Genomic DNA, 15547 nt, shown 5'->3' on the forward strand with positions numbered 1-15547 from the left:
ACCTTTGCGTCTTTACATGCTCTAAATGTGCGTTAATGGTTACTGCACTGCATATTAATTATCTTTATTGAGCATATAGAGTAATTTGCATTGCCCTGCCTATCGGCTTGTGGTCAAATGACCAAAGTTGTCCTAGACAAAAAAGGCGAACAAGATGTCAACAGCGCAAGATTCAATCGGAGTGGTGGTACTGGAGCCCAACAAACAGTTGTTGGACAAAATTTGTGCGTTCGCCCAGAAAGTATGGGGTCAGCATGAAGTACTGCCGCGTCAAACTGGCAAGGAGTTGGCCTTGGCTGCATACAATCTCAGCGCAGGTCTGGTGGTGGTTCGCGCCAGCTTTCAGCGTTCAAGTGCCTTGATTCAAAGTACTTTGCTGGACATGTACGCAGCAGGAACACAAATCCTGATCATCCAGGACACACCATTCAGGGTGTCTGAATCTACCTGGGCCTCGTTTGCTGGATTGCATTTTTTATCTGACAAAGCCACGGACGATCAACTGAACGATTTGCTCACCATGACCTTGGTGCGCCACTGCATGCCTCAATTCAATAAACTGATTTGACCTAGACAGACAATCTAAGTCATTTTGTATTTGCAGCCAAAACTACCGCAAATTAATGGTGTCGCCATGCCCCAGCAACTGAAAGTCGCTGGGTTCAACCGCTTGTTTTTCAAGTGCAAGCTTCAAGTCGCCGATGGGTTGATCCAGCGGTTCATCGGTCAACTCGAACGTACCCCAATGTATGCCCATGGATTTTGCTGAACGTACATCTTTGTGAATTTGTACTGCTTCGTCGGGGTTGATGTGTTGGGCTTTCATAAACCAGCGTGGTTCATAGGCGCCCACGGCAATCGCGCTGAAATCAAACGGCCCCAGGCGTTTGCCGATTTCTTCGAAGTCTTTGCTGTAACCCGTGTCGCCCGAGAAGTAGAAGTTCAAGTCTGGGCTTTTCAATGTCCAACCGCCCCACAGGGATTTGTTTCGATCCGTTAGCGTGCGTGCAGACCAGTGGTAGGCAGGTACGAACGTAATTTTGTTTTGTCCCATGGTGTGGGTTTCCCACCAATCCATTTCCTTGACCTTTGCAACACCCCAGCTTGTGAGGAGTGGCTCAAGTCCCAATGGCACAAGGAATAGGGTGTCTGGCTGTTGTTTGGCCAATTTCACCACGGTGTTGTGGTCCAAATGATCGTAATGGCTGTGACTAATCACGACCGCATCAATTTTTGGCAGGTTTTCAACACGGCTTGGTGACTGAACCTTGCGGGACGGACCCGCCCATTGCACCGGAAATGCGCGAATCGAAAAGTGGGGGTCGGTCAGCATGGTAAAACCATTGGTACGCACCATTACAGTTGCGTGTCCAAGCCAGGTGGCTGTGGTTTCTGAGTATTGGGCAAGTTGGCTTTTGTCGAATTTTTTTTGGGGAAAGTCGGCGTAGCTGGCGATGAACTCGCCAGGAGGCGGGGGCAAGTCTTTTCCGAATCGTTCACGATACCAGCGCAGTAAATCTGACATGGGTTTCGAGACAATGGTGCCATCCGAGTTCACAAAGCCATCTGGCCTGTGGTGCGGTTTGTTGAAGTCAAAATAAGGATTGGAAGCAGCACAACCCTGAATCAAGAAACCTGCAATCAAACTAAAAGCGCCAGCTACAACATACTTCATGGTTCAACACGGATGAATTAGAGTTCCTTCCACTGTGTTGCAAGGTACACCGCAACAGGCAAGCCGAAGTAGAGCAAACAAAGTACTCTGAAATGGTCCAGTGATTCTACCGCAGTGCTGCTGTTTGTGTTCAATTCAAGCCCGCCCAATTGAGCAGGGTTTCCGGCGAAGGCAAGTTCAAGGGTGCTGCTGGTTTCAAACAGGGGCGCAATGAATGCAGGTTCGAGTACAAATGCGCAACCCAGCACCCACACAATAAAAAACAAGGCAAATCGCTTGATACTCATCTTGATTACTCCTATCGCTATTTAGGTGTCGCTCTGAAAACAACTGTACAATAAACACTGTAACTGTGTACAGTATTTTTTAACTTCTGTGGTTTTTTGTAGTCTCGTCACACTCACGCGGACAAATGCAGGCGCTACAATTCGAATTCGCTTGTTTCATCCATACAGAGAGGAGCTATATGCAGTCCCAACGAATCTCGATCAATGCCAAAGATGGCGGCCAGTTTGGCGCTTACCTGTCACTTCCCCCTACGGGCAAAGGCCCTGGTATATTGTTGATACAAGAAATATTTGGTGTGAATCAACACATTCGTGAGGTGGCCGACCAATACGCAAGCGATGGTTTTGTGGTTCTAGCCCCCGATGTTTTTTGGCGCCAGGAACCTGGTCTAGATATTGGTTATGACGATGCCGGTTTCAAGAAAGGGTTCGGGCTGATGCAGGGCATGGACTTTCCCAAAGCGGTTGAAGATTTATGTGCCGCTGCCGAAGCCTTGAAGGCTCGGGATGAGGTTGAAGGTAAAGTGGCCAGTCTTGGTTATTGCATGGGTGGCATGTTGTCTTACCTGGTGGGCACAACACCTGGAGCCGTAGATGCAAGTGTTTGCTACTACGGAGGCGGTATCCATACCGCGCTTGATCGCGCGCCGCAAGCCAAGGTCCCGATGCTGATGCACTTTGCCGAAAAGGACGGATTTATTCCAATGGATGCAGTCGCTCAAATCAAGGCTGCGTTTGAGTCCAATCGTGGCGTGGAAATTCACACCTACCCGAATGTTGATCATGGTTTTAATTGTTGGGGGCGCCCCATGTACCAACAAAAAGCAGCCGCATTGGCCAGAGGCCGTTCGCTTGAGTTTTTGTCCCGAACCATTTCGGCCTAAGCCATTTTCCAAAGGCAACATTCTTGAAAGCATCCCCGGCCAGTGCCTCCCTGAGCAAGATTGTCTCAGAAGCGATTGACGACTCATGGAGCAACCACCCTTTGTTGTGTTTGCTCTTTGCTGTTGGTGTCATTGGTTCAATTGTGTTTTGGACACAGTTGGGCGATTTGGCCTGGTTTGGGCAGCTTTTGTTGTTGCTTGTTGTCGTCTTGGTTTCTTATGTGGCGGGCAGCGTGCTGACCCGTGCATGGTTGAGCTTTCAGGCCAAAGAAAGCCTGTTAAACCTTGTTGGTCAGGATCCAGCACCCGACTATCTGGCCGGAAAAGATTTTTTCGAAACACTGGTGAATACGGTGCACAGGTTAGGTCAGCAACAAAGCATGCTGCTGGCCGGGTTTGAAGAAGAAAAGCGCCGTTTATTAAGTGTCGAAAACTGCTTGAACGGATTTGTGGTGGAGTTCAGCGTAAGCGATCAAGGGCGTGTGCGGGTGGAAAATGTCGACAGTTCCATTGAGCGTTTTTTTTCCCTCAGCCGAGCTGAGTTCATTGCTGACTGGACTACAGTGCTTAAGCACATTGATTCAAAATACCATTCAGCATTCAAAACCGTATTGTCTCGCCCGGAAGCCTTTCCAAACCGTGAATCGCTTGTGTTCGCAACCGTTCGCAGAAGCGGGGTAGATCCACAATATTTCCAACTGACATTGCAGCGCGAAGCAAAAGCACCGGGTGTCAGTATGTATGCAGTTTGCCTGGATGTAAGCGATTTGGTGTTGGCCAAAGAGCAAGCTGAAAGTGCTGACCGCGCCAAATCCGAGTTTTTGGCAACAATCAGCCATGAATTGCGCACGCCATTGAATTCAATCATCGGTTTTTCCAAATTGCTCGAGGAGCAACTGGATGACCCCGAGTTAAGGGGTGATGTACGTAATATTTCCAGCTCGGCCACCAACCTGCACTTGATTTTAAGCGATGTGCTGGAATACTCCCGCATCCAAGCCAATGGATTGAAGCTTGATCAATCTCCATTCGACCTGGAAGCCATGGTCAGGCAGGTGTATTCGCTGAATCGAAACCTTGCCCTGAAAAAGAATCTTGAATTCTCTCTGGTGAACGAGTCTGAGGGGCCATGTTTTCTTCACGGCGATGCGAACAGGTTAAGACAGGTAGTACAAAACCTGGTGTCCAATGCCTTGAAATTTACAGACACCGGCTATGTGACGATACGTTTATTGACCTCACCGCCCAGCCAAGGTCGGGTTGAAGTATTTATTGAGGTGGCTGACAGCGGTATTGGCATGAGCCAGTCCAGCTTGCAAAAACTGTTTCAGCGTTTTAGCCAAGCCAGTCGGGAAATTAATCGCCAGTATGGTGGCACCGGTTTGGGTCTTGCCATTTGTAAAGGGCTTGTGGAGTTGATGGGGGGGCGTATTGATGTCAGCTCTGAACCTGGGGTGGGCTCTGTGTTCACAGTGAGCTTGAATTTGCCACTGGCCTCGGCATTGACTCAGACCAAGTCTGACAAGGCAGTGCAATTGCCTTCACGGGCATTGAATATTTTGGTGGTAGATGATCACCCCATGAATATCAGGCTTCTTGATCGTTACCTTGGGAAAAGAGGGCACCAAGTGGTGCAAGCCACGGGCGGTTTGCCTGCAGTGGAGTTGTGCGAGAAACAATGTTTCGACTTGGTGTTGATGGACATTGACATGCCCGATCTGGACGGTCACCAGGCAACCAAAGTTATTCGCGGTTCCGAGAATGCAGCCTCAAAGCACAGCTATATTTGCGCTCTCTCGGGTTTGTCGGACGACAAAAGCATTGCCATGTCGACACAAGCCGGAATGAATTTGCACATGACCAAGCCAGTTTCTTTTGAGAAACTGGACAAGTTGATTGAAGAGATTGCCGCCAAGAAGAAGACAGCCTGAAAAGCACCAGACCTTGCTTAAACAATGCCCAGTTGTTTTTCGAGATAAGACTTTGCTTTTTCCAGCCAAATAGTGAGTGCCGCCAGCAGATCACTTTGACTGAACGAGCAACTTTCTCCGCCAAACATGGCGGTGCTCTCCAGGCGCTCCAGAATGCTTTCAAGTGCACCTTCAAATACTGCAGGTAAATCGCGTAACAGGTCTTTCTCTTGTCGAAACGCAAAAATAAGTGCGGTGGTGTTTTCAAATTCATTATTTTCGAGTGAATCTGATAGCTTTTTGATCCGCAGCAAGGGATCTGCTGGTATGTTACTCATGAGTATTATTTAACCTGATTATTATTTCGGCCAGTGTACTCCAGCACAGGGGGCAGGGCCTAAAACCTGAGGAGAATTTGACATGGACAGCAAGCTTTCACTGGATAAAACCGCCACAGTGGCCTTGAATTACGATGCGGTTTTGGTCGATCTTGAGTCCATTGAACCTTTGATTTCAATTTTTCCGAAATTGGAAAGTCTGACCAAGCTTGGACCCAACACCTTTGAGTGGAAGCTCAAGCCAATTGGCGCCATGGGTGTGTCTCATGCTGTTCATTATGCAGCCACCTACGAAGTGGACAAGGCCAACGGGCGCCTGAGTTTCAAAGCCAAAGAAGGCATTGGCAATGCCAGTCTTTCTGGCGCTTTCCAGTTCAAACCGAATGGCAAGCAAGTGGACATCGAAATCGAGATTAATGGGCAATTGCGCGACATTAAAGTGCCTATGCTGCTGAAAGCTGCTACGCCAGGTTTTATCAAAACCATGTTCGATGGATTGCTTGATCGTTTCATTGAAAAACTGGGGGAGAAGTATGGCAAGTAACAAGCCAGCCAATTACGACACCGGCAAAGCGATGCGAGCCAAAGTACTTGGCGCAGATTATGTGGCCAAGGCCGTGTCAAATCCGGATGATTTTGCGGCGCCCTTGCAGGACATCGTGACCGCTCATGCCTGGGGCACGGTGTGGCCTCGGGAAGGGCTTGAACCCAAAATTCGCAGTATCGCGACAGTGTCCATGTTGATCGCCCTGAATCGCCCCAATGAATTAAAGCTTCACATGCGCGGGGCAATCAACAATGGTGTGACTCCCAATGAGTTACGCGAATTGATAATTCACGCCAGTGTGTATTGCGGTTTCCCGGCGGCCATGGACAGCATGCGCCATGCAAAGGCCTTGCTCGAAGAGCTTGAAGCCGAGAAGTGATTTTTGTGCTTCTTAATAAAAAAACCGGCTGTGGGTGTGTGCCCAAGCCGGTTTTTTTACATGTACAAGTTGCAAATTACTTTTCGACGAATGCGCGTTCGAACACGTAGTCACCAGGTTCGCCCACACCGGGTGAAACCACAAAACCTTTCGCATCCAGAATACCGCGAATGTCAGCCAGCATGCTCGGGCTTCCGCAGATCATGGCTCGATCAGTTTCGGGATTCAGGGGCGGCAAGCCAACATCATTACACAGCTCACCATTTTCCATCAATGTTGTAATACGCCCCACATTCCGGAACTCTTCACGGGTAACCGTGGGGTAATAAATCAATTTATCGCGCACCATGTCGCCGAAAAACTCGTTGTTGGGCAACTCTTCGGTAATGAATTCGCCGTAGGCCAGCTCATTCACATACCGCACGCCATGAACCAGAATGACTTTCTCAAAGCGCTCATACACGTCGGGATCTTTGATCAGGCTCATGAACGGAGCCAGGCCAGTACCTGTGCCAAACATGAACAGGTTTTTGCCAGGCTTCAAATCGTCGAGAATCAGTGTGCCTGTGGGCTTTTTCCCAACCAGAACCGAGTCGCCCACTTTCAAATGCTGTAGCCGCGAGGTCAGCTTGCCGTCGGGTACCTTGATGCTGAAAAACTCAAGATGCTCTTCGTAGTTGGCACTGGCAATGCTGTAAGCGCGCAGCAGTGGCTTGCCTTCGACTTCCAGGCCGATCATCACGAAGTGGCCGTTGTGAAAGCGCAGCCCCGGGCTTCGAGTTGTTTTGAAGCTGAAAAGGGTATCGTTCCAGTGGTGGACTTCTGTGACTTGTTCTTGAATCAGGTTTGACATGGTTGCGACTTTAATTCTCGTAAATTTTTCGAACGGCCCAATAATAACGCACTGCATCAAAAAACGCTGTAAGTCATTCTATTTTTTAGTTATTTGCTTATTTGGAGTTGCACCTCTAACCCGTGCGAAAGAATACGGCTTCAATGGGGGTTATAAAGTGGAGTCGAAAGTACACCACAACAACATCCAATAAGGGCAACACCCATGACAGAGACAAACGAAAAGCAGCGGCAGACAAGTCAAATGGTTGTGCATTCAAGCGACGTGGCACTGGCTGTGACCAGCCATGGCGAGCCCCACAACCCCACCATTATTCTGGTGCATGGCTACCCCGATTCCAGCACCGTTTGGGATCCTGTTGTGGATATTCTGAAGCACCATTTTCATGTGGTGACCTACGATGTGCGTGGTTGTGGCAAATCAACTGAACCGGGCTGGATGTGGGATTATTCACTGAACAAGTTGTCTGAAGATTTGCAGGCTGTTATGCGGGCAGTGTGCCCGACGCAGCCCGTGCACCTGGTTGCTCACGATTGGGGCTCCATTCAAACCTGGGAAAGTGTGACTGACCATCGATTGAAGTCCCGAATCGCGAGCTACACCAGTATTTCCGGTCCGTGTCTTGACCACATCGGGATGTGGATGCGCAATAGCTTTACTGCCAGCAATCGCAAAGCTTTGGGCAATGTCATGGGGCAGTTGATGCATTCCTGGTATGTGTATGCCTTTCAGTTGCCATTCCTGGCACCTACCGCCTGGAAACTGGGTTTGGACAAGGCCTGGCCGGGTATTGTGAAAAAAATGGAAGGCGTTGAACATGATGCCAACCCGACACAGCGTAAAGATGGCGTGAATGGTATTAACCTGTACCGCGCCAACATGCTGCCACGCATCAGTAATCCACGTTTGCGCCAAACCGAGGTACCTGTGCAATTGCTGGTGCCCACCAATGACAAATTTGTAACCACAGCCTTGGTAGAGTCTTGTTATCCCTACGCCCACAATGTCTGGCGCAGGGATATCGATGCACAGCACTGGGTTGTGCAAAGTCATTCCGAGTGGGTGGCCAATTGTGTGTCTGAGTTTGTTGAATTTGCGGAAACCGGCCGAGAAAATCCGGGCTTGGCCAAAGCCAGGGTGCAGGTCTGATTCAGGCCTGTGAGCCCATAAAAAAACCCGGCATTGCCGGGTTTTTTGTTTCAACATGCGCAGGGTTTAAATAATGCCCATCTTGATCATCGCCATTAGTTGGCCTTCACCCACAAGGCCACCCAAAATGGCACCTGTCATGATCAAAATCCATTCCTCCTGCTTGAACACAGGGCGCAGCAACCCTTCAAATTCAAGTGGTGTCATGGCCTGCATCTTTTTGCCCACCACGTTTTCAATGTCCAGTGAGGTTTGTACATAGGATTCAGCGTGCATGATCACATCGGCCAAGCGCGCCATCAACATTTCAGAGGTGTCTTGTTTCATGCGCTGGAAAGACTCTGCGCCCACGGCCATCACCACAAAAGGCTTCACGATACTGGCCTTGCTGTCCACCATCTCGCGCACACGTTCATCAACCATTTTCTGGACACGCTCCGAGAGTGGGCCCGCAACCATTTCACCAATGATTGTTTGAGGCGTCAAAATATCGCGTGCGATGATTTTCGCGTAATCAGCCGCTACTTTTTGCTGGCGTTTCAGGAACAGGCCTTGAATGGTGTACGAACCAAACGGAATCGGCTTTTTGGGTTCAAACAGAATATTCAGCGCGATCCAGTCGGAAATAAAGCCAACCAGAAAACCGAACACGGGCAAAATCCATGGCTCTTTCAGCAGTACCCAAAGCACCATTTGAACCACACCAATCATGAAGCCGAAGTACAAGCCCGATACACCGAAGAACTTGAATTCTTCACGACCCACTTCCTGGAAGATTCGGTTCAGAAGGTGTTTGTCTTTCATCAGGATACGAATGACCAAAGCCTTCAAGTCAATGATTTGATCAATATTGCCCTTGATGTCTTCCATCACACTGCTGATAACACCCGGAACATCCTTCTTGACACGGTCAATCAGTTTTTTCTGTGCAAAGTTCGGCAGACTTTCCCAAAGTCGAGGCTGATGTTTGGACATTACCTCGCGAATGATGGTCTCGATGACCTCCATTGCAGGGCCTTCCAGCTCTTTGCCCAAACGCTCGGAATCCAGTTTGGAAACCACTTCATGGACTGATACCAATTTGGTGGTGATGGTGTCGACTGCAATGGATGCCATGCGCAGCGCATTGCGCGGCACAATGCCTTGCCACCCGAAGAATGGCCGGATGCCCACAAACTTCATGGGGTAGAACATCATTTTGACCGCGGCGATTTTGGTGACGTAACCAAGAATGGCTGCAACTACAGGGATTGAAAGGTAAAAGAGGTAGTTCTGCTGAATGTCAGCGTAAATAGTTGCCCAATCCATGAAAGGCGTCCCCTTAGAATCTTATTTTTTGTTGGTAAAGTATAAAGATATATAGTCGTCGATATATTTTTTGGACGGCTTTCTCTAATCTGTCTTGTCTCGTTCGTCAGTATAACGATCTATGGATGTCCTACAGTGGATTGAAATTAGATCAATTATTTTAATAATTACTTCAGGATGATCGTTTTGGATTTTCCCTTTCTCGATTTTGGCTTGCCGCTCTGGGCGATTTTTTTTGCCATGGCAGCCACCGGGCTCTTTTTGGCCTGGTTTTTTCAGGCAGCCGCACTTTGGTTGATGTTCAATCCCAAAGAATTCAAAGGTTGGCGCATTCCGCTGTTCAGAACGCTTGGACTCCACCAGTTGGGTCTTGAAGGTTTGGGCTGGCAGGGGCTTGTGCCGCACCAGAAGTCGGTCATGGCTGAAATTGCTGTGCGCCTGATGACGCACAAACTGTTGCCTTTGGACGAAATGATCAAACGTATTCCCGCGCAGGGCATGTCTGATCGCCTGACTCCACCCATGCAAGAGACGGCCGACCTGGCTTGTCGCGAGGTGATGCTAAAGCACAAACCCACGTTGTGGGAAAGCCTGCCCAGCTTTTTGCAGAATTCCATTATTTTCAGAATTCGCGGCATCGTGCCTGAAGTGGCCAAGCAAATCATTCTGGATTTACAAAAGAAACCTGCCTATTACCTCAGCCTGAAAACACTGGTGCTGGACGTGGTCACCAGCAGGCCCTATTTGGTGGTTGATCTGTTTAAAAGCGCGGGCAAAGACCCCATGGCTTACCTGATCCGCTTCTCGCTGGTGGCCGGTTTGGTGGTTGGCCTTTTGCTGGCGGGAATTTCGCTGTTCAATATTCAATGGTATTGGCTGATCTTGGTGGGTATTGTGCTCGGTGCGCTGGCCAATGAGCTTGCGCTGGAGAGTCTTTTTTTTCATCCGGATCACGGCACCATTCGTTTGGGCAAGTTCACTGGTTTCTTTTTTCGCGACCAAAAACACATCTCTGAATTGTTTGCGCAAACTGCAGCACGCGAGGTGTTGACCACAGAAAACATTGTGTTGTCACTTTGCCGGGGGCCCAATGCAAAAAATTTGTCATCGCTGATTGATTACCATGTGCAGCGTGTCATGGATCTGGAATCCAGTGGGATAAAACCTTTGCTGGTAAGCATTCTGGGGGCAGAGCAGTGGGTTGCCATCAAGCGGGATGCCGCAAAAATATTTGCAAGCAAACTGGAAGCCCATTTGATGGCTGCCCGGGTTTACTTAAACGATGTCTTGAGAATTGAAGAAGTGATTGTTGAGAGGCTCTCGGGTTTACCTGCCATGGAATTCGAGAAAGCCTTGCGACCGGTATTTTCCAGATACGAGTGGATGATGCCTTTGATCGGTGGGTTTTGGGGCGCCTTGTTGGCGGCAGTATTGGTGGTTCTGCTGTAAATAAACCTGGTTTTGAATCCGCCTCGACGTTGTCAGAGTATTACTTACAAATTCGACAACACTCACACTTAAAAATTTTGGAGGCGACATGTCCACACAGGTAATTGGTTCGGTCAATGAGTTGGAAGGCCCTGTCAGCATTATGCGTGATGGAGAGACCCGTTCATTGGCAGCTGGTGATTCGATCAAGGCTGGCGATGTGATCACGGCCAGCGATTCCGGGCGTGCATCCATCATGTTGTCCAACAGCTATGGCGAGCCAATTGGCAATTTGCTGGTGGCTCCCACCGGTAGCGTGATTGCCGATACCACATTAAAGAATGGACAAACTGCCCTTGTTTTTGAGGCGCTGTCTGACGATGGCGTAACCATTGCAAATCTGGATCCTGATTTTGCTGAACTTGTCGAATTGCAAGGTGTAAACCAGGCGGGTGCTGAAGGCGGCATGTTTGGTTTGTTCGGAGGCGGTTTGTTGGCCGGAGGCTCTTTGGGCGGCACCGCCGCGGCAGTGGGCGCTGGCGCTGTAGGTCTTGGTTTGTTGGCTTCTTCCAGCGATGACGAAGGTTCAGGCCCGACCAATTCCACTGGTGGTGGAACTGTTGGTGATAGCGATGGCGACAACGGTGACGGTGGTACAGACGGCGGCACAGACGGTGGCGACGACACCGGTGGCACAACCGGCACGCCTTTGGATGCTGTAGTGGATCCGGTACTTGATGCATTGGCAGCCACGCCCTTGGCCGCTGTATCCGAGCCTTTGGCAGACGGCCTGGGAATGCTTGGCGATGCACTGGGTGGCTCAGGCGGCGGTGAAACAGACGGCCCCACTGGCACACCGTTGGATGCAGTACTTGGCCCATTGGCCGATGCAGCAGGTGGTTCAGGCGGCAGTGAAACAGACGGCCCCACAGGCACACCTTTGGACGCGGTACTTGGCCCATTGGCCGATGCAGCTGGTGGTGCAGGCGGCGGTGACAGTGGTGGTACAACCGGCACGCCTTTGGATGCTGCGCTCGACCCCTTGCTTGGCATGGCAGCAGATTCGCCCTTGGCACCGATTACCAGCATGCTGGACCCAGCCATCATTACCGATGCAATTGGTGGTGGTTTGCCAGTTTAATTAAAAGCTTTGCAGTGAATTCGCCTTTCTAGCGGGAGGCAAAACGTGACAGAATCGGGCAAGTCTAACTTGCCCGATTTTGTTTATGGATCTGATTAATGCCAAAGGCGTGCCAACTTGGGGGCGTCTGTCCAATTTGCCGGGTTGTATCAACTGGCAGCACTACGATGCACGCAATGCCATGGGCGCAAAACGAATGGCCTGGCAACGCCGTTTCCTGTTCAAGCACTTTGATTTCCATGGCGCGCTGGGTGATGGTTTCACCTTCGGGTGTGGCATGGTTCGCTTGGGTATGTTGAATTCAACTTTTGCATACCTGCACACTGCAACAGGCTTGCATCGGATCCAGTTCGATCTGCCTTTGGACTTTGGTTTTCAAAGTGATTACAAGCCGATTGGGCAAAGCAGCTGGACCCATCCGTTCAAGAAAAATCATCAAGTATTGGCTGTGCGCACGGAAACTTCTCGCGAACTGAATTTCAGGTTTGGCGATACCTTTCACGGCCATTTGTCGATTGATTGCAAGGAATCAGAAACCCTTGCCCTGAATACGCCCATTGCCAACACAGGCTTTGCCTATGCCCAGAAAAACAGTGGTGGGGCGATAACAGGCCATGTCCATTTGAATGGTGTTGACTACACACTCGATCCAGAAAAAGCCGGTTGTTACCACGATTGGACAGCGGGCTTTCTTCGGCGCGAAACGTTCTGGAACTGGGCCTGTGCCAGCGGGCGTGCGGCGCCTGGGCAGCCATTGCTTTCGCTGAATGTGGCGCGTGGTGTGAACGAAACCAGCGCGCACGAGAATGTGCTTTGGGTGAATGGGCAATTGAATAATTTGCCTTTGGTGCTTTTTGAGTATGACAGGGACAATATTCACGCGCCTTGGCGTGTGTATTCACAGTGTGGCGCAGTCGATTTGCAATTTACGCCCAAAGGTAGCATTGACGACCATCGAAACCTGTTGGTGCTGGCCAGTCGGTTCAATCAGTGCTTTGGAGAATTCAATGGCACCGTTACATTGAAAGAAACAGGTGCCACGTATTCATTGAATGGCTTGAGTGGATGGTGCGAGGACCATTACGCCAAATGGTAATTGCTTATACCTCGACCATTTCAAAATCGCTTTTTGCAACGCCGCAGTCTGGGCAAAGCCAGTCTGCTGGAACATCTGCCCACAGCGTGCCAGCAGGAATACCCTCCGAGGGCATGCCGGCGGCTTCGTCATAAATCAAGCCACACACGATACAAACATAAGTTTTCATTTCAGGATCTCCAGCAACATTTGAATTTTTTGTGACGCAATGCTATCAAGATGTGCACAAAAAAAGTTGGTGTGACGCTCAAGTCATAGAAATTGACGATAGTGCCCAGAAAATTAATAGCTTTAGGGTAAACGACAATCATTAGAACGCTGGGCTTTCCATTGGGTGTAAGCCTGCTGTGTGAAAAACAGGCTAGACTCACGCCTATATATAGAAAGACCATACCAGACAAGATTCGAGGAGAGTGTGTATGTCAGTGAGTACCGACACCGTACGCGATGCATTGCGTAGTGTCATTGACCCCAATTTGAACAAAGACTTCATCAGCGCCAAACTGATCAAGAACATTCAAGTAGACGGTGGCGATGTCAGTTTTGAGTTGGAGTTGAGCTATCCCGGTAAAAGCCAGCTAGATGGTTTGCGCAAAGCGGCAATTGCAGCCGTGCGCGCCCAGGTTCCCGGCGTGGAAAACGTGAGCGTGAATGCGACCATTAAAATTCAAACCCACGCGGTACAGCGTGGCTTGAAGCCCATGCCCAATGTAAAAAACATCATTGCGGTGGCCTCGGGCAAGGGTGGCGTGGGCAAAAGCACCACGGCAGTCAACCTGGCCCTGGCACTGGTGGCCGAGGGTGCACGTGTTGGCATGCTGGACGCCGATATTTATGGCCCCTCACAACCAACCATGCTGGGTATTACCGGTCGCCCGCAGTCTGACGATGGTCAAATTATCGACCCCATGGAAGGTCATGGCGTTCAAGCCATGTCAATTGGTTTTCTGATTGATGAGGACACGCCAATGGTTTGGCGTGGGCCCATGGTAACAAGCGCGCTGGAGCAACTGCTCAAGCAAACCAACTGGAAAGACCTGGATTACCTCATCGTCGACATGCCCCCAGGTACCGGTGACATTCAATTGACCCTGTCGCAGAAAGTACCCGTGACCGGTGCAGTCATTGTGACCACTCCGCAAGACATTGCTTTGTTGGATGCCCGCAAAGGCCTGAAAATGTTCGAGAAAGTGGGTGTGCCCATTCTCGGATTGGTCGAAAACATGGCCATTCACGTGTGCACAAACTGCGGTCACCAAGAGCATATTTTTGGTGAAGGTGGCGGTCAGAAAATGGCCAAGGATTACAACATCCATTACCTGGGTGGTTTGCCGTTGGATATGCGAATTCGCATGCAAGCTGATTCGGGCAAACCCACGGTGGTGGCCGATCCCGACGGCGATCTGGCAAAAACTTACAAGGAAATTGCACGCAAAGTGGCTATTCGCATTGCAGAGCAATCCAAAGACATGTCCTTGAAGTTCCCGTCGATTGTGGTGCAAAACACCTAAGTTGTAATTGCCAAGGCGCCTTGGGGGCTGATGTGCCTAAAGACGAACTGACCTTTCATAAAGTGGCCAGCCCCGCGCCAAAGGCGGGGTTGGCTGGTGTATGGTCGACCCCGCAAGTGGTTCTTGATGCGGGGGGCAATCTTGCTGTGTGGGCAGAGCAGGGCATTGCCCGGCAGCTTGCCGATAGCGCCCGGCAAATTCCCTGGCTTGTCCTCCATGGTGGCCCCGGCGGAAGCCTTGGGGCTTCCCATGTGGCACCAATTCGATTTGCTGGTTTACCGTGGTTCGGTTTTGATCAGCGCAACAGCGGTTTAAGTGAAGATTTAGACCTCAGCGTGATTGATTTGCAGCGTTTTGTAGACGACGCACTCGAAGTTGCTGATCGATTAAATATCCCGAAGTTTCATATTCTAGGTGGGTCTTGGGGTGGCACCCTGGCTTTGGCGATTGCTGCCTATCGCCCCGACCAAGTGGCCAGCGTGGTATTGCGCGCTCCGTTTTTACCCATGCGCCCGCGTGTCGATGCTTTTTTCGAGTCACTCGAGAGAATTGCACCAGACTATTTTGCTGAATATTTTGGCCCCGGTGCCCGAACCGACTTTGTTTGCGAATGCTTTGAGGTGGCTACCCCTGAGCACCTTTTAGAGCTTTCGGTGGCCTGGAATAAACTTGAAACGGCTTTGCTTCTTGGCAGGTCTGGCGATTTTGACAACAAAAGGCCTTTTTTAAGCGATGTTCAAGAGCTTGCATTGGTGCGCAAATATCGCTTGCAAGCACACTTTTTGAGGCATAACTGCTTTTTATCTCCCTCGGATCTCGATTCACTGTTGTCAAGTGTTGCGCAGGCCACATGGCCCTTGTCGATCATTCAAGGCATGAATGACCGGGTCTGTCCGCCGGGCGGTTCAAGACTTCTTTCGGAAATTGTTTTGCGCGCTACCTTGATAGAACTGCCCGATACAGGGCATCTTGCAGAATCCGGGAACATGGTTACGGCAATTTCGCAGGAAGTTTCGCGGCATCATTTGCTGGTCTGACGCA

17 protein-coding genes are annotated in these 15547 nt (G+C 50.1%); 11 read left to right on the top strand and 6 right to left on the bottom strand.

Annotation, left to right across the window (positions count from 1 at the left end):
* Positions 1-154 precede the first annotated feature (154 nt).
* The gene (locus tag FRIGORI9N_RS09480; protein WP_159570068.1) at positions 155-568 is read left to right on the top strand and encodes a hypothetical protein; all 414 of its coding nucleotides are present in this window, start codon (positions 155-157) and stop codon (positions 566-568) included.
* A 42-nt stretch (positions 569-610) separates the two neighbouring features.
* On the opposite strand, the gene FRIGORI9N_RS09485 is transcribed toward FRIGORI9N_RS09480, so the two are convergent.
* Both FRIGORI9N_RS09485 and FRIGORI9N_RS09490 read right to left on the bottom strand, forming a co-directional pair.
* Positions 611-1675 (bottom strand): MBL fold metallo-hydrolase, encoded by a 1065-nt coding sequence (locus FRIGORI9N_RS09485; RefSeq protein WP_159570070.1) that lies wholly within the window; start codon positions 1673-1675, stop codon positions 611-613.
* Positions 1676-1692: 17 nt separating this feature from the next.
* Positions 1693-1962: a hypothetical protein gene (locus FRIGORI9N_RS09490; RefSeq protein ID WP_159570071.1), complete on the bottom strand. Its 270-nt coding sequence runs from the start codon at positions 1960-1962 to the stop codon at positions 1693-1695.
* Between the two features lie 179 nt (positions 1963-2141).
* Between FRIGORI9N_RS09490 and FRIGORI9N_RS09495 the strand changes: the two genes are divergently transcribed.
* On the top strand, positions 2142-2846 hold the full coding sequence (locus tag FRIGORI9N_RS09495) for a dienelactone hydrolase family protein (protein WP_159570073.1): 705 nt from the start codon (positions 2142-2144) through the stop codon (positions 2844-2846).
* A gap of 23 nt (positions 2847-2869) precedes the next feature.
* Positions 2870-4777, top strand: coding sequence for an ATP-binding protein (locus FRIGORI9N_RS09500; protein ID WP_159570075.1), 1908 nt, complete (start codon positions 2870-2872; stop codon positions 4775-4777).
* Positions 4778-4794: 17 nt separating this feature from the next.
* On the opposite strand, the gene FRIGORI9N_RS09505 is transcribed toward FRIGORI9N_RS09500, so the two are convergent.
* A complete protein-coding gene (locus FRIGORI9N_RS09505) occupies positions 4795-5094 on the bottom strand; it encodes a hypothetical protein (protein WP_159570077.1) in 300 nt (99 codons plus the stop codon).
* 82 nt (positions 5095-5176) lie between these two features.
* Here FRIGORI9N_RS09505 and FRIGORI9N_RS09510 point away from each other — a divergent pair, with 82 nt between their 5' ends.
* Both FRIGORI9N_RS09510 and FRIGORI9N_RS09515 read left to right on the top strand, forming a co-directional pair.
* Positions 5177-5638, top strand: coding sequence for a hypothetical protein (locus tag FRIGORI9N_RS09510; RefSeq protein ID WP_159570078.1), 462 nt, complete (start codon positions 5177-5179; stop codon positions 5636-5638).
* Positions 5628-6020: a carboxymuconolactone decarboxylase family protein gene (locus FRIGORI9N_RS09515; protein WP_159570080.1), complete on the top strand. Its 393-nt coding sequence runs from the start codon at positions 5628-5630 to the stop codon at positions 6018-6020. Before FRIGORI9N_RS09510 ends, FRIGORI9N_RS09515 begins: the two co-directional genes overlap by 11 nt.
* A gap of 76 nt (positions 6021-6096) precedes the next feature.
* Here FRIGORI9N_RS09515 and FRIGORI9N_RS09520 read toward each other — a convergent pair whose 3' ends face one another.
* Positions 6097-6873, bottom strand: coding sequence for a ferredoxin--NADP reductase (locus FRIGORI9N_RS09520; RefSeq protein ID WP_159570082.1), 777 nt, complete (start codon positions 6871-6873; stop codon positions 6097-6099).
* A 204-nt stretch (positions 6874-7077) separates the two neighbouring features.
* On the opposite strand from FRIGORI9N_RS09520, the gene FRIGORI9N_RS09525 reads away from it, so the two are divergent.
* On the top strand, positions 7078-8022 hold the full coding sequence (locus tag FRIGORI9N_RS09525) for an alpha/beta fold hydrolase (RefSeq protein ID WP_159570084.1): 945 nt from the start codon (positions 7078-7080) through the stop codon (positions 8020-8022).
* Positions 8023-8088: 66 nt separating this feature from the next.
* Here the strand turns inward: FRIGORI9N_RS09525 and FRIGORI9N_RS09530 are convergent, their stop codons facing one another.
* The gene (locus FRIGORI9N_RS09530) at positions 8089-9330 is read right to left on the bottom strand and encodes a DUF445 domain-containing protein (protein WP_159570086.1); all 1242 of its coding nucleotides are present in this window, start codon (positions 9328-9330) and stop codon (positions 8089-8091) included.
* Positions 9331-9516: 186 nt separating this feature from the next.
* Here FRIGORI9N_RS09530 and FRIGORI9N_RS09535 point away from each other — a divergent pair, with 186 nt between their 5' ends.
* From FRIGORI9N_RS09535 to FRIGORI9N_RS09545, 3 genes are all read left to right on the top strand, one after another.
* Entirely contained in the window at positions 9517-10779 is a 1263-nt protein-coding gene (locus FRIGORI9N_RS09535) for a DUF445 domain-containing protein (protein WP_159570088.1), read from the top strand.
* Between the two features lie 88 nt (positions 10780-10867).
* Complete coding sequence (locus tag FRIGORI9N_RS09540) at positions 10868-11899, top strand: hypothetical protein (RefSeq protein ID WP_159570090.1); 1032 nt, start codon at positions 10868-10870, stop codon at positions 11897-11899.
* Positions 11900-11984: 85 nt separating this feature from the next.
* A complete protein-coding gene (locus FRIGORI9N_RS09545; RefSeq protein ID WP_159570092.1) occupies positions 11985-12995 on the top strand; it encodes a DUF2804 domain-containing protein in 1011 nt (336 codons plus the stop codon).
* A gap of 4 nt (positions 12996-12999) precedes the next feature.
* On the opposite strand, the gene FRIGORI9N_RS09550 is transcribed toward FRIGORI9N_RS09545, so the two are convergent.
* Positions 13000-13164 (bottom strand): rubredoxin, encoded by a 165-nt coding sequence (locus FRIGORI9N_RS09550; protein WP_040513190.1) that lies wholly within the window; start codon positions 13162-13164, stop codon positions 13000-13002.
* Between the two features lie 250 nt (positions 13165-13414).
* Between FRIGORI9N_RS09550 and apbC the strand changes: the two genes are divergently transcribed.
* Both apbC and FRIGORI9N_RS09560 read left to right on the top strand, forming a co-directional pair.
* Positions 13415-14506: an iron-sulfur cluster carrier protein ApbC gene (apbC, locus tag FRIGORI9N_RS09555; protein ID WP_159570094.1), complete on the top strand. Its 1092-nt coding sequence runs from the start codon at positions 13415-13417 to the stop codon at positions 14504-14506.
* Positions 14507-14538: 32 nt separating this feature from the next.
* On the top strand, positions 14539-15543 hold the full coding sequence (locus tag FRIGORI9N_RS09560; RefSeq protein WP_159570096.1) for an alpha/beta fold hydrolase: 1005 nt from the start codon (positions 14539-14541) through the stop codon (positions 15541-15543).
* Positions 15544-15547: the final 4 nt, after the last annotated feature.

The organism is Limnobacter sp. 130 (assembly GCF_902506325.1).
In the GTDB taxonomy this organism is placed as follows: Bacteria; Pseudomonadota; Gammaproteobacteria; order Burkholderiales; family Burkholderiaceae_B; genus Limnobacter.

Excerpts from the sequence above, each read along its gene's own strand:
- FRIGORI9N_RS09545 (WP_159570092.1), top strand. The coding sequence starts at position 11,985 with ATGGATCTGATTAATGCCAAAGGCGTGCCAACTTGGGGGCGTCTGTCC.
- FRIGORI9N_RS09480 (WP_159570068.1), top strand. The coding sequence starts at position 155 with ATGTCAACAGCGCAAGATTCAATCGGAGTGGTGGTACTGGAGCCCAAC.
- FRIGORI9N_RS09530 (WP_159570086.1), bottom strand. The coding sequence starts at position 9,330 with ATGGATTGGGCAACTATTTACGCTGACATTCAGCAGAACTACCTCTTT.
- FRIGORI9N_RS09515 (WP_159570080.1), top strand. The coding sequence starts at position 5,628 with ATGGCAAGTAACAAGCCAGCCAATTACGACACCGGCAAAGCGATGCGA.
- FRIGORI9N_RS09520 (WP_159570082.1), bottom strand. The coding sequence starts at position 6,873 with ATGTCAAACCTGATTCAAGAACAAGTCACAGAAGTCCACCACTGGAAC.
- FRIGORI9N_RS09550 (WP_040513190.1), bottom strand. The coding sequence starts at position 13,164 with ATGAAAACTTATGTTTGTATCGTGTGTGGCTTGATTTATGACGAAGCC.
- FRIGORI9N_RS09485 (WP_159570070.1), bottom strand. The coding sequence starts at position 1,675 with ATGAAGTATGTTGTAGCTGGCGCTTTTAGTTTGATTGCAGGTTTCTTG.
- FRIGORI9N_RS09525 (WP_159570084.1), top strand. The coding sequence starts at position 7,078 with ATGACAGAGACAAACGAAAAGCAGCGGCAGACAAGTCAAATGGTTGTG.
- FRIGORI9N_RS09490 (WP_159570071.1), bottom strand. The coding sequence starts at position 1,962 with ATGAGTATCAAGCGATTTGCCTTGTTTTTTATTGTGTGGGTGCTGGGT.
- FRIGORI9N_RS09505 (WP_159570077.1), bottom strand. The coding sequence starts at position 5,094 with ATGAGTAACATACCAGCAGATCCCTTGCTGCGGATCAAAAAGCTATCA.
- apbC (WP_159570094.1), top strand. The coding sequence starts at position 13,415 with ATGTCAGTGAGTACCGACACCGTACGCGATGCATTGCGTAGTGTCATT.
- FRIGORI9N_RS09495 (WP_159570073.1), top strand. The coding sequence starts at position 2,142 with ATGCAGTCCCAACGAATCTCGATCAATGCCAAAGATGGCGGCCAGTTT.
- FRIGORI9N_RS09510 (WP_159570078.1), top strand. The coding sequence starts at position 5,177 with ATGGACAGCAAGCTTTCACTGGATAAAACCGCCACAGTGGCCTTGAAT.
- FRIGORI9N_RS09540 (WP_159570090.1), top strand. The coding sequence starts at position 10,868 with ATGTCCACACAGGTAATTGGTTCGGTCAATGAGTTGGAAGGCCCTGTC.